Genomic DNA, 13,964 nt, shown 5'->3' on the forward strand with positions numbered 1-13,964 from the left:
GCGCATGGGATGGCTTGCAACAATCCCGCAATAAGGCTAATCCCAAGGGGTGATAATGTTCCGCAATCTGCATGAAATCGCTTGGCACCGCTCATTTGGCGTCTTGATTGAACGGCTTGACCAAGCCGGATTTTGGCAAGCATTGGTGCGCCGTGTGGGCAGTGGCGTTAATGTTAATAATTGGGTTGCGCTTGTATTTGAACAGGGCACACCTTCGCTGCTCGCCGAATCGCCCGCAGCGGACGGCGGCTCAGATGCACTGTTTCAGGATTATTTAAAAGGCTTTTACCGCATTGATCCGTTTTGGCGGGTTAATGGCGAACAACCACAAAGCGGATTATTTCAGCTCGCCGATGTTGCGCCGGATTATTTTGCAGCAACCGAGTATTATCAGCGCTATTTCAAGCTCAATATTGTTGCCGACGAAGTGCAATTTAACTGCTTGCTGCCGAACAATCGATTGGTTCTGTTATCCCTTGGCTCTGAGCAAAAATTCAGCGAAGCCGAAATTGGCTGGTTCAGTTTAATCAAGCCCTGGGTATTGGCATTACTGCGCCAGCGCATGGCTTATGAAAAAATCGAAACACCCGCCATCACAGATAATTTGCAAGCCTTGCGCGAGACATTAACGGCGCGCGAACTGGAAATTGTGCGGCTGATGTTATCCGGTCATTCCAACAAGGGCATGGCGAGTCATCTAAATATTGCGCTGGACACCATAAAAACGCACCGGCGACATATTTACAGCAAGCTCAATATTAAAACCCAAGCTGAACTATTATTGATTTTTTTGGGTAAAAGTTAAATTTAAATAAAATTCATGCAGCCGCTTTACTTCGCTTTGCAGCCAAGCCTGATCTTTATCATTAACCAGTACATCATCGGCATGGCTTAAGCGCTCTTGACGGCTTAACTGGGCATTTAAAATCGCTTCAATCTGTTCGCGCGTATTGCCATCGCGCTGCATGCTGCGTTCAATTTGCAGATTTTTTGGCAGATCAATGACCAATACGCGCGAACACATTAACCGCTGCCCCGATTCGATCAGCAGCGGTGAAACCAAAATGGCGTAAGGTGATTTTGCTGCGGCCAAATCCGCTTTTAGTTGTTTGCGGATAAGCGGATGCAGCAGTTCTTCCAGCCAGTTTCTTTGTGCAGGGTCTGCAAAAATCCGCTGGCGCAAGGCAGCGCGGTCAAGCTGCCCATCGGCCAACAAAATATCCGCGCCAAACTGCTGAGCAATGGCGGCAAGCGCAGCGGTTCCCGGCTCAACCACTTGGCGCGCGGCAATGTCTGCATCCACACAGTCCACACCAAGCGCGGCAAAGCAACGCGCGGCGCTGCTTTTGCCGCTGCCAATGCCGCCGGTTAAGCCCAGTATCCAGTCGCTCATCAGAAGGCAAAGAGTTTTAGATAATGACTGCTGATTTGCTCACCAAACAGCAGGGCAAGCCAACCCGCCAACGCAAGATAAGGGCCAAAAGGCAAGGTTGTGTTGCTGTCTTGACCGCGCAGACGCAGAAAAATAATGCCCAGCACCGCGCCGGTCAAAGAAGACAGCAGCACGGTCATCGGCAGCACCTGCCAGCCGCCCCAAGCCCCCAGCATGGCAAGCAGTTTAAAGTCGCCATAGCCCATGCCCTCTTTACCGGTTATCAGTTTGAACAGCCAGTAAATCGACCACAGGCTGAGATAGCCCAAAGCGGCGCCCCAAAGCGCATCAGCGAGCGGCACAAACAGTCCTTGCGAATTCACCAGCAAGCCTAGCCAAAGCAGCGGCAGTACCAGCGCATCCGGCAGCAATTGGTGGTCTGCATCAATCAGGCTCATGGCGAGCAAACCCCAACTCAGCAGCAACATGGCGGCGGCCTGCCAATTAAGGCCAAAATGCCAGACCACCAGCGCCGAAATCAGCCCGGCAAACAGCTCCACCAGCGGATAGCGCAGGCTGATGGAGGTTTTACAGTTAGCGCATTTGCCACCCAGCATCAGGTAACTGAAGAGCGGGATATTTTCCCAGGAGCGGATGGCGTGCCCGCAGTGTGGACAGCGCGAGCGCGGCAGCATCAGATTAAAAGTGCTTTGTTGTGGTTCAGCAGGCAGTCCCAATACTTCACGCGCTTGCACTTGCCAATCACGCAGCAACATTTTTGGCAAGCGATAAACCACTACATTTAAAAAGCTGCCGACTATCATGCCAAGCAACAATGCCGAAATAACCTGCATCGGGATATTTTCGGCCAGAAAAGCAACCGCCTGCACTTAAACCACGCTGCCCAATTGGAAGATAGGAAGATACATGGCAATGATCAAACCGCCGACCAAAATACCAAGCACCACCATAATCATGGGTTCCATTAAAGCGGTCAGACTGTCCACCAGGTTATCAACCTCTTCTTCATAAATACCGGCGACTTTATCCAGCATATAATCAAGCGAGCCGGACTCTTCACCAATAGCCGTCATTTGTATGGCCAGTGGCGGGAAAATATTCGCACTACGCATGGAAAAATTAAGCTGTGTACCGCTCGACACATCGGCTTTAATTTTTTGCGTGGCGTCACGAAATACCACATTACCGGTTGCGCCAGCGACTGAATCCAATGCATCCGTTAATGGCACACCGGCGGCAAAGGTGGTGGAAAGGGTACGCGCAAAACGCGCAACGGCCGACTTGTAAAGAATTTCGCCAATAACCGGTATTTTCAATACAAATCGATCCAGCATATCTCGAAATTTTTCTGAGCGTTTTTTTGTTTCGCTGAATCCATAGCCAACACCGACTAAACACAACAGGATAATAAACCAGTCCTCCTGCAAACCTTCTGAAAGATGAACGACCATCATGGTAAAGGCGGGTAGTTCAGCGCCAAAGCCTTCAAATACCTCTTTAAATTGCGGCACTACTTTAATCAACAAAATAGCCGTTACTGCTACTGCGACGACCATAACCGCAATCGGGTAAACCATGGCTTTTTTAACTTTACTTTTTAGCGTTTCACTTTTTTCTTTATAACTGGCAACACGCTCAAGCAAGGTTTCCAATGCTCCCGATTGTTCGCCAGACTCAACCAGGTTGCAATAAAGGTCATCAAAATAAAGTGGCTGCTTGCGCAGCGCAAAAGCCAAGCTGTTACCAGCGGCAACATCTTGTTTAATGCCCTCAATCAGCACACGCATTCTTGGATTTTCTGAACCTTCAATCACTAAATCCAAACTTTGCAGCATCGGTACACCCGCTTTCATCATGGTCGCCATTTGCCGGGTAAAGGTGGCAATATCCATGGGTGTTATTTTTTTGCCTGGCGCAAACAGTGAAGCCGCTTTTTTACGTACCTTTAGCGGCTTAATGCCTTGCTTTCGCAGTTGCGCGCGAATCAGATTGGGGTCTTGCCCATTCATTTCACCTTTGACCAGGGTGCCTTGGCGGTCTTTACCTTCCCACGCAAAAGTGACCGTTTTCAATGTTTTTGCAGCCATCATTTCTGCCCCGTTGAGCGAGCCTATTTAAAGGCGGGTGGACTATCAATAACCTTAAAAAGAACTTAAAGACTACTGCCAACCATCAGTCTTTAGTGACCCGGTTGACTTCTTCCAAACTGGTTAATCCTTGCATAGCTTTGCGCAAACCCGAGGTACGCAGGTCATTAAAACCGTCTTGGCGCATTTGCGCGGCAATATCGATGGCATTGCCTTCATCCATAATAATGCGTTGCAGTGCGGGGGTATTTTTAACCACTTCATAAATACCGACACGCCCTTTGTAACCGCCATTGCAGTTTTCACAGCCAACCGGTGCATAGAGTTTGAACTGACCTATTTTATCTTCTGGAAAACCCTCATGACGTAAGGTTTCATGCGGTACGTCAACGGTCTTTTTACAGTGCGAGCATAATCTTCGCGCCAGTCGTTGCGCAATAATCAAGTTGACTGAAGTGGCAATATTAAAAGCCGCCACACCCATATTGCGCAAACGGGTCAAGGTTTCTGCGGCGCTGTTGGTATGCAAGGTGGACATCACCATATGGCCGGTCTGTGCGGCTTTAATGGCGATTTCTGCGGTTTCCAGGTCACGGATTTCGCCGACCATGATAATGTCCGGGTCTTGCCGTAAAAAGGCGCGTAAGGCTTGCGCAAAATCCATCCCTTGTTTCGGATTGACGTTGACCTGGTTAATACCTTCCAAGTTAATTTCTACCGGGTCTTCGGCAGTGGAAATATTAACGTCTGGGGTATTTAGAATATTAAGGCCAGTATAAAGCGAAACGGTTTTACCAGAACCGGTCGGGCCGGTCACCAAAATCATCCCTTGCGGTTGTTTTAATGCGGCCAGATACAGCGCTTTTTGCTCGTCTTCATAACCTAAGGCATCAATACCCATTTGTGCGCTGGAAGAATCCAATATACGCATAACCACTTTTTCACCCCAAAGGGTGGGACAGGTATTCACACGAAAATCGATGGATTTTTTATCGGTTACTTTCAGTTTGATGCGCCCATCTTGCGGTTTGCGGCGTTCGGAAATATCAAGCTCAGCCATCACTTTAAGACGGGCGGAAATACGCGGTGCCAATTGCACGGGTGGGCGGCTGACTTCATGCAAAACACCGTCGGTGCGAAAACGTACGCGGTAGTTTTTTTCATAAGGTTCAAAATGCAAATCGGAAGCGCCGCCTTTAATCGCATCAAGCAGCAGTTTATGGACAAAACGCACAACCGGTGCATCATCTGCTGTTTCATCGTCATTACCGGGTGCTGCTGCCGTATCCAGATTTTCCAGTGCGTCATCGGATAAATTGCCCAGTGGTGAACTGGTCGATTCATAGAACTTATCAATGGCAGTACGCAGTTTGTCATCTTCAACCAATACCGGCTCAATATTAAGGCCGGTGCTGAATTGCAAATCAGAAAGTGCTTGATGATTGACCGGGTCGGACAGGCCAATAAACAAAGTATTACCGCGTTTAAACAATGGCAATACTTGATGCTGCTGCGCCAGTTTTTCTTTAACAATATCTTTGGGCTGGCTGTCTTTATCGATACTGGTAATATCCATAAAGGCCATGCCAAACTGCTCGGCGGCCAATTCCATCAGCACGCGGCTACCGGCCAGCTTGTTCTGCACCAAGTAACTGATTAAAGGCAGTTTTTCTGCTTGTGCTTTAACGCTGGCGTCACGTACCAAGTTTTCCGCAAGCAGTCCGCTGCGCACTATTTGTCTGGCCAAACCGGAAAGCACGATGGTTGCAGCAGAAGAAGAACTCATAAAAGACCTCAGCGATAAATGCGGCTCTTTATAACCTACCCGCGCATAATTTGCCTAGCAAATAGAAAATTTTGCATGACATGGCGCAAGGCCAAAGCCTACCTGTACCTTTCGTCATTGCAGCTTGTATGCCAAACTCTGCGCCTTTCTGCCACTGCCTGCCCGTCTTATTCCTATGCCCTATTTGCTGCCGAGTGTGATTGCTGCTGCTTTTTATATTTCGGCCACGGTTTACCAATCGCGACGTTTTGCGCGGCGCTTGGTGCCGGATTTACGCCTGTTGCTACTGCTTGCCCTTCCCGCATTGGCGTTGCACGCGCTAGCGCTTGCTATGCAGTTGCTGGCTCCGGCTGCTTTTTCGCTTAATTTTTTCCACGCCGCCAGTTTGATTACTGCGGCGGTCATTGCGCTGATTTTGCTTTCACTTATCCGTTTGCCGGTGGAAAACTTGCTGCTGTTGTTGTTTCCGCTGGGTGCTTTGACCGTGCTTTTGGCGCAGTTTGCGCCGCTTGGCACGCAGGCCGAAATTGCGCCCGCGCCGGGGATGGTCTCGCATATTTTGCTGTCCATCCTCGCTTATGGGCTTTTAACCATTGCCATGTTGCAGTCACTTTTGCTGCTGTTTCAGGATCATCAGTTAAAGCACAAGCATCCCTCTGGCCTTATCCAAAATTTTCCACCGCTGCAAACGATGGAGAGCCTGTTATTTGGCTTTCTTTGGGCAGGTTGGCTGCTGCTTTCGCTGTCGCTGCTGTCCGGCTGGCTGTTTTTGGAGGATTTATTCGCGCAGCATCTGGCGCATAAAACCCTGCTCTCTTGTCTGGCCTGGGTGCTGTTTGCGGTGCTGCTCTGGGGACGGCACCAGCGCGGCTGGCGCGGCTTTCGCGCCATTCGCTGGACGTTATCGGGCTTTTGTCTGCTGATGCTGGCTTATTTTGGCAGCAAGCTGGTGCGTGAATTTATTCTGCACGTTTAGGGTCTGCTCCCGCTTCAAACGTGGCCGCGACGGAGCCAGATTTTGTGCGCAGCAAGGCGCGAGGAGAGAAATTTGCTTATGCAAATGAACGACGAGCAACACAGCGGCGCACAAAATCTGGCCCGTCCCTTCGGGCTGCGCTCAAAATCTCGCCATACGTTGTTGCAGCACTTGCCAAGGTTGTACACATTGGCTGCATGCTGCGCCTAGTCTGGCGAAATTTTGAGCAGCGGCGCGGCTCGCGTTTGAAGCGGGAACAGACCCTAATAGATTTGCATCTCCCTCGCATAACGCTTGGCATTTTCTACGTAATGCAGGGCGCTTAACTCTAAAAAGCGCCTCTCATCATCGGTCACTTGCCGAACAACGCGCCCGGGTGCCCCCATCACTAAAGAACCATCAGGAATGGTTTTACCTTCGGTAATCAGTGCGTTAGCGCCAATAATGCAGTAATTGCCGATACTCGCACCGTTTAAGATAACTGCATTGATGCCAACCAGTGAGTAATCGCCCACTGTGCAACTGTGCAGCGTGGCGTTGTGCCCTACGGTCACGCCTTTGCCCAAGGTGAGCGGCAAACCCATATCGGTGTGCATCACCGTGCCATCTTGCACATTGCTGTCTTGCCCGATGCCAATCAGTTCGTTATCGCCGCGCAGCACCGCACCAAACCAGACGCTCGCGCCTTTTTCCAGCTTCACTTTGCCGATGACCGCCGCATCGGGCGCTATCCAGCTTTGCGGATGAATATCCGGGCGACTATCGGCTAAACGGTATTTCACGGTTTTTCCCTTGTTTTGCAGTGGAAGGCTGTACATAGTAATGCAAACGGTCTTTTTACCAGCAGACTGCCATGTCCATTTATCCTTAAGGTTGATATGCCCCCGCTACGCGCCTTGTTTGCCATTCATCTGGCCGCCTTTTTGCTTGGACTGGTGGGCCTGTTTGGTGCGCTGTCCGAGGCCACGCCACTTTTAATTACCTTTGGCCGCGCCCTGTTTGCCTTTATTTGCTTGTGGCTGTTTAGCCACTTTCGCGGCAAACCATCGACTGCCTTAAGCAAGCGTCAGCACGGCTTTTTGCTGCTCTGTGGATTGCTGCTTGCGCTGCATTGGGCACTGTTTTTTTACGCGGTCAGTATTGGTGGTGTCGCCATTGCCGGTTTGGGTTTTGCCGCTTTTCCGGCATTCGCCCTGCTGCTCGAAAGTCTGCTGCTGCGAAGGCGCCCCGGTCCGCTGCAATGGCTCGCGCTACTGTTGGTATCGGTCGGCATGCTACTGGTTGCACCGGACTTTAGCCTGACCAATAGCAGCAATATTGGGCTGTTTTGGGCCGCCTTATCGGCGCTATTGTTTGCCGTACTGTCACTGCTTATGCGCTTTAACCTTGAACAGATTGAGCCTTACCGAACCACCTTATCGATGACGCTGGTCACTTGGCTTTGCCTGTTGCCCTTTGCCGCACCTTTATTGCCCACGCTTAAGGCCATGAATTGGTTGTGGCTGGCGGTACTGGGGCTGCTTTGTACGGCGTTCGCGCACAGTTTGATTGCTTCCAGCCTGAAGCGGATCAGCGCCAGCAGTGTTTCGGTCATTCTTGCGCTGGAAGCGGTTTACGCTATCGCCGCCGCTTGGATTTTCCTGCATGAGCAGCCCAGCCTCTCCATGTTGGCAGGTGGCTCGCTGATTATCAGCGCCAGCGTGCTTATCTCGCGCGCAGGCGGCACTCAAAAACGGCGAAATTCCTGATGACAGGCTTTGCAGGCAAGTTCCACGCGCTGCATGGGAGCGCTTAGCGCTTCTTTGGATAGCGGCTTTTGCGCACTCGCTTGCTGCAATTGATCGGCGGCCATTTCCAGTGTCCGTGCCAGCTCAGCAAAACGGGCTTGCTGCTGCCAGACCGCTTGCCGTGCATTGCTGCTTTTTTCTTGGCTTTCGGGCGGCGGGAAGTGTTGCCAAGGAGCCCCGGATAACTCCGCTAGATGGCTCGCGCCATGGGCAAATTCCATCTCATTAAAGGTAAGGCGCCCACGCAGCATGCCAGAAAGCTTTTCGCTTTCTTTTAACATCTGTTTAAACAACGCCTTGCGCAGTGCGGACGGGGAGTTGGGGTCTTCTTGACCACAGCCTGCAGCCAAACCAGCAAGCAGCAGTAACAGCAAGATTTTGTTCATCATTCATCGGCTAAGCAAAAAATACAGTATGCCCGTCCGGCTGGCGCAACCCAAATCGGGCTTGCAATAGGATCAATTATTTATAGATAATAATTATCAATAGAATTTAAGAGGCGGTGCGATTGCCGACTTACTATGAGCAAGCCTTGGAAAATCCTGCTGCATTGGCTCAGCCAACAGCGCCCGGATGCGCTGGAACATTGGCATTGGCTGAAAAGCAAAATCCGCTGCGCTTTGGATGTGGACGACTGCGGCTTGATTAGCCGCTTTATGGCCGAAGGTGCCCGTCTCGTACGCCAGGGCAGGTTATCTAACTGGTACGCCGCCAGCATCAGTTTTCGCCTGCTGATCGATACCGCGCACGACCCTGCACTGCCTTGGCATTGGCGCTGCCTGTGTCTTGATTATGCCTTTGCCCCGCTCGCCACGCTGACTGCCGGGGCGCAAACGGCAGAGGAGCAGCAGCAAATCGACTGTTTTACTTGGCAACTGTCCAAACCATTGGCTCCTTCCCTGCCCTATTTGGCGCTTTTGAGTAAAGACCATGACTAAAACCCGTATTGAACGCGACAGCATGGGCGAATTAGCGGTGCCCGCTGATGCCCGCTATGGCGCACAAACCGGGCGCGCGCTGCTGAATTTCCCCATCAGCGGGCAGCGCATGCCGCTTGCCTTTATTCGTGCGCTGATACTCGCCAAAAGCGCCGCCGCCCGCAGCAATATCCAGTTGGGGCAAATTAAAGCGGAAGTAGGCGAGGCGATTATCAAGACTTGTGATGAATTACTGGCAGGCGACGACCTTATCCGCCATTTCCCGCTGGATGTGTTTCAAACCGGTTCCGGCACCAGTACCAATATGAACGCCAACGAGGTGATTGCCCATCGCGCCAGCGAACTCTTGGGCGAGCCGGTCAGCGCCAATGACCATGTGAATTGCGGGCAGAGCAGTAATGATGTGATTCCATCGTGCATTCATATCAGCGCGGTGCTGGAACTTTCCAAGGCGTTATTGCCGGCTTTTGAGCATCTTGTGCAGGTACTTTCGGAAAAGTCACAACAGGTTAAGCCCTACGTTAAAACCGGTCGTACCCATCTGATGGACGCCATGCCGGTGCGGCTAAGCCAAGTGCTGGACGGCTGGGCGGCGCAAATCAACGCCAATATCGCGAACCTTTTGGCACTTTTACCCAGTCTTTTGCAATTGGCTCAAGGCGGCACGGCGGTTGGCACCGGCATTAATGCGCATGCACAGTTTGCGAGGGTTTTCTGCGCAGAACTTAACGCATTAACCGGCCAGTCTTTTGCCAGGGGTGAGAATTTCTTTGCCTTGATTGGCTCGCAAGATACGGCTGTGGCACTGTCTGGTTTGTTAAAAACCAGTGCCGTTAGCCTGATGAAAATCGCCAATGATTTGCGCTGGATGAACTCAGGACCTCTGGCCGGATTGGCGGAAATTGAACTGCCCGCTTTGCAGCCTGGCTCATCGATTATGCCCGGAAAAGTTAATCCAGTGATTCCAGAAGCGGTAGCGATGGTTTGCGCCCAAGTGATTGGCAACGACGCGGCGATTACCGTCGGCGGGCAGTCTGGTAATTTTGAGCTGAATGCCATGCTGCCGCTGATCGCCCGTAATGTGCTGGAAAGCATCCAGTTACTTTCAAGCAGCAGCCGCTTGCTGGCCGATAAGGCAATTGCCGGATTTAGTGTGAATGAAGCCAGACTGCGCGAGGCGTTGTCACGCAATCCGATTTTGGTGACGGCGCTTAATCCCAGAATCGGCTATCTAAAAGCCGCGGAAATCGCCAAACAGGCTTACCGCGAAGCCCGTCCGATTATTGAAGTGGCATTGGAGCAAACGGATTTGCAGCGCTCGGAATTAGAGCATCTGCTTGACCCGAACAAATTAACCGAAGGCGGCTTGTAGATTTTTCCTCGCCCGCAGGCGAAAGAGGGGCTTACTCGCCTTCGTCAAATAGGTTATCGACCAAGGCGGTTAGCGCCTCTTGGGCTTTTTCTTGGTCTTGCCCATTACAGTGCAGCCAAAGCCGGGTGCCTTTACCCGCGGCGAGCAGCATGACCGACATAATGCTTTTGCCGTCTACGCACTTGGCCGGGTCTTCGTTGCGACCCAGGCGGATTTGGCAGGAAAAGCGCCCGGCAAGGCTGACAAACTTGGCGGCGGCACGGGCGTGCAGGCCGAGCTTATTGCTGATGGTGATTTCACAAGCGGGCACGATAGGCCAATCCTTCAATTAAGGTCACGGTGACGGACTTGTACGTTGACAAGCTGGGGCTTAAAAGCTTGTTTGAGCTTTTCTGCGAGCCAAACCGAGCGGTGTCTGCCGCCGGTACAACCAATGCTGACGGTGACATAGGCGCGGCTGCTCTGTGCCAGTTTGGGCAGCCACTGGTTTAAGTAAGCGTGGATGTCCTGATACATCGCCATGCAGTCAGCCTGCGCCTCCAAATACTCAATCACCGGCGCGTCACAGCCGCTGTAATCGCGCAGTTCAGCATTCCAGTAAGGATTGGGCAGGCAGCGGACATCAAACATTAAATCGGCGCTTTCCGGCTGGCCGCATTTAAAACCAAAGCTCTCAAATAAAAAGGCAGTGCCGGGCTGCTGTTTACCGAGCAGGCGCAATTGCACCAAATCACGCAGTTGATAAGGATTTAAGCGCGTGGTATCGATACGCAAATCCGCCCGTTCGGCAATCGGTGTCAACAGCTGTGTCTCGTCGGCGATGGCTTCGGCCAGCGAGCGCGTTGCTGTAGTCAAGGGATGACGGCGGCGGGTTTCGGAAAAGCGCCGGTGCAAGGCGCTGTCCTCTGCATCCAGATAAAACACCGTACAATCAATGCCTTGTATGCGCAGTTCATCAAGTATGGCGGGGAAGTGTTCAAGCTGGCCGGGTACATTGCGCGCATCAATGGAAACCGCCACTTGCCAAGGTCGCCCCTCTCCTTGACTTAAGGTGCAGGCAATCATCTGTGGCAGCAGCAGTACCGGCAGATTGTCGATGCAATAAAAATTGCTGTCTTCCAGCACGCCAAGCGCGGTGCTTTTACCGGAGCCGGAGCGGCCACTTAAGATAATCAGGTGCATTCATCCACTTCCGTTTGGCAAACAATCTGATGCAGTTCTACGCTCGTTTTGGCGCGACGCAGACGCTGGCATAGCTCACTTTGCGAGAGTTTGGCAGCGATTTGCCGCAGCAACTGCAAATGGACATCGCTCGCATCCGGCGGCACCAACAACACAAACAGTAGATCGACCGGCACGCCGTCGATGGCGTCAAAATCCACCGCTTGCGCCAATTGCAGCAGCGCACCAATCGGTGCAGTACAGCCAGCCAGGCGGCAGTGCGGCAAGGCAATACCGCCGCCAAAGCCGGTACTGCCCAGTTTTTCCCGCGCCAACAAGGCTTCAAATACGCTTTGCGCGGGCAAGTCTTGCAAGCCACCGGCGAGCAGGTGGGCGGCCTGTTCAAGTACACGCTTTTTGCTGGTGCCCGGCGCTTGGCACAGGCTGCGTGCCGGGGTCAGTACTTGGCTTAGGCTACTCATCCACGGGCTGCTGGGCCATGACCGTGCAGGCGGTCGATCTGTTTTTCTTTGAATTTAATCAGTTGCCGGTCGAGCTTATCGGTCAGCAGGTCAATCGCAGCGTACAGGTCTTCATGGTCGGCGTGCGCCTGCACTTCGCCGCCAGCGATATGCAGGGTCGCCTCGACCTTCTGGCGTAATTTTTCGACCGACATAATGACTTGCACCTGGGTAATACGGTCAAAATGCCTCTCCAGACGGCTAAATTTTTCACTGACGTAGGCACGCAAGGGCTCGGTCACTTCCAGTTGGTGTCCGCTGATATTGACTTGCATATTGTATCTCCTTGATTTGTTAAGTTTTTACAAGACTCTGCAAAAAGAACTGCAGAAGTGGTTACTGCGAGTGCAAGGGGCTGTTAAATCAATCGCTTGCGTTCGCTGGAGGGGGCGATGCCTAAGGCCTCGCGGTATTTGGCGATGGTTCTCCTGGCCACCACAATGCCTTGGTCTTCCAGTAGACCAGCGATTTTGCTGTCGCTCAATGGTTTTTTGCTGTTTTCTGCCGCTACCAGCTTTTTAATCAAGGCGCGGATGGCGGTGGAGGAACATTCTCCACCGGCAGCGGTGGCTACGTGGCTGGAGAAAAAATATTTAAGTTCATAAATGCCGCGCGGCGTATGCATGTATTTTTGCGCGGTCACACGCGAAATGGTCGATTCGTGCATGCCGACCACTTCGGCGATGTCTTGCAGCACCATCGGCTTCATGGCTTCTTCCCCCTGGTCGAAAAACGCCCGTTGCGCTTTGACGATTTGCCGCGCGACTTTAAGCAAGGTTTCGTTACGACTTTGCAGGCTTTTGATAAACCAGCGTGCTTCTTGCAACTGGCCTTTCATATAAGTGCCGTCGGAACCATTGCCGCCGGCCTTGGCAAAACCTGCGTACTGCGCGTTGACGCGAAGGCGCGGCAGGGTTTCCGGGTTTAAATCCACCGTATAGTGATTGCCCTGTTTGCGCACCAAGATGTCCGGTACCACATAGCCCGCTTCGCCCTGCTCGATCTGCAAACCCGGTTTGGGATTAAGCGTTTGAATCAGCGCAATCACCTGTTCCAGAGCCTCCTGTGACAACTTAAAGCGCCTTTTAAGCTGCGCAAAATCACGGCTGCCCAGTGCATCCAGTCCCTCTTTGACCAAGCGCTGCGCCTGTTTTAACCAGGGCGTATCGTCTGCGAGCTGGCGCAGTTGCAACAAAAGGCATTCGCTTAAATTCCGCGCACCCACGCCGGTCGGTTCAAATTGCTGAATGCGGTGCAGCACGGCTTCGATTTCATCGGCTTCAACATCCAGTTCTTTATCAAAAGCCGCCAGCAGTTCAGCAAGCTCGGCCTCCAGGTAGCCTTGCGGATTGATGCTGTCAATCAATACCAGTGCAATCAGCCGGTCTTTGTCCGACATCGGCGCTAAATTCAGTTGCCAGAGCAAATGCTCTTGCAAGCCTTCGGCCTCGCTGGCACGGGCGGAAAAATCCCAGTCGTCCTCGCCACTCGAAGTACCGCTGCTGCTTTGGTAGACATCGTCCCACTGGCTGTCGGTGGGCAGTTCAGTGGGGATTTGTTCGGCCCATTCTTCTGCTGCGGCGCTGCTGTCATGGTCGTGCTCGCGGCTTTCGCTTTCGGCTCCCACTGCACCGCTACTGAGTTCCTGCTCACTTGGCGGCGGGACGCTGTCGTCTTCCTCGCGTTCGAGCATGGGATTGGATTCCAGCGCTTGCTGGATTTCCTGCTGCAGGTCAAGACTGGACAGTTGCAGCAAACGAATGGCTTGCTGCAACTGCGGGGTCATGGCCAGTTGCTGACCCATTTTAAGAACGAGGGATGGTTTCATAACAGACTACTTATAACCTTGCTTGCAGCCCCCAGACAGGGCACTAATTCCATACAAAGTATAAGTTTTCTGGCCGCCCATTCCTATGGCCTGTTTTTTGCTTAAGGCAGGTGGA

16 protein-coding genes are annotated in these 13,964 nt (G+C 52.3%); 5 read left to right on the plus strand and 11 right to left on the minus strand.

The window, feature by feature from the left end; genetic code table 11:
* Window positions 1-55: 55 nt before the first annotated feature.
* A complete protein-coding gene (locus AXE65_RS08565) occupies window positions 56-805 on the plus strand; it encodes a response regulator transcription factor (protein WP_068390892.1) in 750 nt (249 codons plus the stop codon).
* Here AXE65_RS08565 and coaE read toward each other — a convergent pair.
* The 4 genes from coaE to pilB all read right to left on the minus strand — a co-directional run bounded on the left by coaE (window position 779) and on the right by pilB (window position 5,266).
* Window positions 779-1,393, minus strand: coding sequence for a dephospho-CoA kinase (gene coaE, locus AXE65_RS08570; RefSeq protein WP_068390894.1), 615 nt, complete (start codon window positions 1,391-1,393; stop codon window positions 779-781). The genes AXE65_RS08565 and coaE overlap by 27 nt on opposite strands.
* Window positions 1,393-2,262 (minus strand): prepilin peptidase, encoded by an 870-nt coding sequence (locus AXE65_RS08575; RefSeq protein WP_439144677.1) that lies wholly within the window; start codon window positions 2,260-2,262, stop codon window positions 1,393-1,395. Before AXE65_RS08575 ends, coaE begins: the two co-directional genes overlap by 1 nt.
* Window positions 2,263-3,480 carry a type II secretion system F family protein gene (locus AXE65_RS08580; protein WP_068390969.1) on the minus strand — a complete coding sequence of 406 codons (1,218 nt, stop codon included), beginning with the start codon at window positions 3,478-3,480 and terminating at the stop codon, window positions 2,263-2,265.
* An 85-nt stretch (window positions 3,481-3,565) separates the two neighbouring features.
* Window positions 3,566-5,266: a type IV-A pilus assembly ATPase PilB gene (gene pilB, locus AXE65_RS08585; protein ID WP_068390897.1), complete on the minus strand. Its 1,701-nt coding sequence runs from the start codon at window positions 5,264-5,266 to the stop codon at window positions 3,566-3,568.
* A 175-nt stretch (window positions 5,267-5,441) separates the two neighbouring features.
* Between pilB and AXE65_RS08590 the strand changes: the two genes are divergently transcribed.
* Window positions 5,442-6,242 (plus strand): cytochrome C assembly family protein, encoded by an 801-nt coding sequence (locus AXE65_RS08590; protein WP_068390977.1) that lies wholly within the window; start codon window positions 5,442-5,444, stop codon window positions 6,240-6,242.
* Window positions 6,243-6,505: 263 nt separating this feature from the next.
* Here the strand turns inward: AXE65_RS08590 and AXE65_RS08595 are convergent, their stop codons facing one another.
* Window positions 6,506-7,024, minus strand: a complete 519-nt coding sequence (locus AXE65_RS08595; protein WP_068390979.1) for a gamma carbonic anhydrase family protein — start codon at window positions 7,022-7,024, stop codon at window positions 6,506-6,508.
* Between the two features lie 96 nt (window positions 7,025-7,120).
* Here AXE65_RS08595 and AXE65_RS08600 point away from each other — a divergent pair, with 96 nt between their 5' ends.
* Window positions 7,121-7,990, plus strand: a complete 870-nt coding sequence (locus AXE65_RS08600; RefSeq protein ID WP_068390899.1) for a DMT family transporter — start codon at window positions 7,121-7,123, stop codon at window positions 7,988-7,990.
* On the opposite strand, the gene AXE65_RS08605 is transcribed toward AXE65_RS08600, so the two are convergent.
* The gene (locus AXE65_RS08605; RefSeq protein WP_439144678.1) at window positions 7,969-8,415 is read right to left on the minus strand and encodes a c-type cytochrome; all 447 of its coding nucleotides are present in this window, start codon (window positions 8,413-8,415) and stop codon (window positions 7,969-7,971) included. The genes AXE65_RS08600 and AXE65_RS08605 overlap by 22 nt on opposite strands.
* A gap of 135 nt (window positions 8,416-8,550) precedes the next feature.
* On the opposite strand from AXE65_RS08605, the gene AXE65_RS08610 reads away from it, so the two are divergent.
* Together AXE65_RS08610 and AXE65_RS08615 are read left to right on the plus strand one after the other, a co-directional pair.
* Complete coding sequence (locus AXE65_RS08610) at window positions 8,551-8,967, plus strand: hypothetical protein (RefSeq protein ID WP_068390903.1); 417 nt, start codon at window positions 8,551-8,553, stop codon at window positions 8,965-8,967.
* Entirely contained in the window at window positions 8,960-10,339 is a 1,380-nt protein-coding gene (locus AXE65_RS08615; RefSeq protein ID WP_068390906.1) for a class II fumarate hydratase, read from the plus strand. The genes AXE65_RS08610 and AXE65_RS08615 overlap by 8 nt, the downstream gene beginning before the upstream one ends.
* A 31-nt stretch (window positions 10,340-10,370) precedes the next feature.
* Here the strand turns inward: AXE65_RS08615 and AXE65_RS08620 are convergent, their stop codons facing one another.
* The 5 genes from AXE65_RS08620 to AXE65_RS08640 form a co-directional block, all read right to left on the minus strand.
* Entirely contained in the window at window positions 10,371-10,649 is a 279-nt protein-coding gene (locus AXE65_RS08620) for an HPr family phosphocarrier protein (RefSeq protein WP_068390909.1), read from the minus strand.
* A gap of 14 nt (window positions 10,650-10,663) precedes the next feature.
* Window positions 10,664-11,521, minus strand: coding sequence for an RNase adapter RapZ (gene rapZ / locus AXE65_RS08625; RefSeq protein ID WP_068390912.1), 858 nt, complete (start codon window positions 11,519-11,521; stop codon window positions 10,664-10,666).
* Window positions 11,512-11,982: a PTS IIA-like nitrogen regulatory protein PtsN gene (ptsN, locus tag AXE65_RS08630; RefSeq protein WP_068390915.1), complete on the minus strand. Its 471-nt coding sequence runs from the start codon at window positions 11,980-11,982 to the stop codon at window positions 11,512-11,514. The genes rapZ and ptsN overlap by 10 nt, the downstream gene beginning before the upstream one ends.
* A complete protein-coding gene (gene hpf / locus AXE65_RS08635; RefSeq protein ID WP_068390917.1) occupies window positions 11,979-12,296 on the minus strand; it encodes a ribosome hibernation-promoting factor, HPF/YfiA family in 318 nt (105 codons plus the stop codon). Before hpf ends, ptsN begins: the two co-directional genes overlap by 4 nt.
* Window positions 12,297-12,379: 83 nt before the next feature.
* Window positions 12,380-13,849, minus strand: coding sequence for an RNA polymerase factor sigma-54 (locus AXE65_RS08640; RefSeq protein WP_068390927.1), 1,470 nt, complete (start codon window positions 13,847-13,849; stop codon window positions 12,380-12,382).
* Between the last annotated feature and the right edge of the window lie 115 nt (window positions 13,850-13,964).

This window comes from Ventosimonas gracilis (assembly GCF_001580025.1).
Classification (GTDB): domain Bacteria; phylum Pseudomonadota; class Gammaproteobacteria; order Pseudomonadales; family Pseudomonadaceae; genus Ventosimonas; species Ventosimonas gracilis.

Bases quoted from the DNA above. Each gene is read 5' to 3' on its own strand.
- AXE65_RS08565 (WP_068390892.1), top strand. From the start codon at position 56: ATGTTCCGCAATCTGCATGAAATCGCTTGGCACCGCTCATTTGGCGTC.
- coaE (WP_068390894.1), bottom strand. From the start codon at position 1,393: ATGAGCGACTGGATACTGGGCTTAACCGGCGGCATTGGCAGCGGCAAA.
- AXE65_RS08580 (WP_068390969.1), bottom strand. From the start codon at position 3,480: ATGGCTGCAAAAACATTGAAAACGGTCACTTTTGCGTGGGAAGGTAAA.
- pilB (WP_068390897.1), bottom strand. From the start codon at position 5,266: ATGAGTTCTTCTTCTGCTGCAACCATCGTGCTTTCCGGTTTGGCCAGA.
- AXE65_RS08590 (WP_068390977.1), top strand. From the start codon at position 5,442: ATGCCCTATTTGCTGCCGAGTGTGATTGCTGCTGCTTTTTATATTTCG.
- AXE65_RS08600 (WP_068390899.1), top strand. From the start codon at position 7,121: ATGCCCCCGCTACGCGCCTTGTTTGCCATTCATCTGGCCGCCTTTTTG.
- AXE65_RS08605 (WP_439144678.1), bottom strand. From the start codon at position 8,415: ATGAACAAAATCTTGCTGTTACTGCTGCTTGCTGGTTTGGCTGCAGGC.
- AXE65_RS08610 (WP_068390903.1), top strand. From the start codon at position 8,551: ATGAGCAAGCCTTGGAAAATCCTGCTGCATTGGCTCAGCCAACAGCGC.
- AXE65_RS08615 (WP_068390906.1), top strand. From the start codon at position 8,960: ATGACTAAAACCCGTATTGAACGCGACAGCATGGGCGAATTAGCGGTG.
- rapZ (WP_068390912.1), bottom strand. From the start codon at position 11,521: ATGCACCTGATTATCTTAAGTGGCCGCTCCGGCTCCGGTAAAAGCACC.
- ptsN (WP_068390915.1), bottom strand. From the start codon at position 11,982: ATGAGTAGCCTAAGCCAAGTACTGACCCCGGCACGCAGCCTGTGCCAA.
- hpf (WP_068390917.1), bottom strand. From the start codon at position 12,296: ATGCAAGTCAATATCAGCGGACACCAACTGGAAGTGACCGAGCCCTTG.
- AXE65_RS08640 (WP_068390927.1), bottom strand. From the start codon at position 13,849: ATGAAACCATCCCTCGTTCTTAAAATGGGTCAGCAACTGGCCATGACC.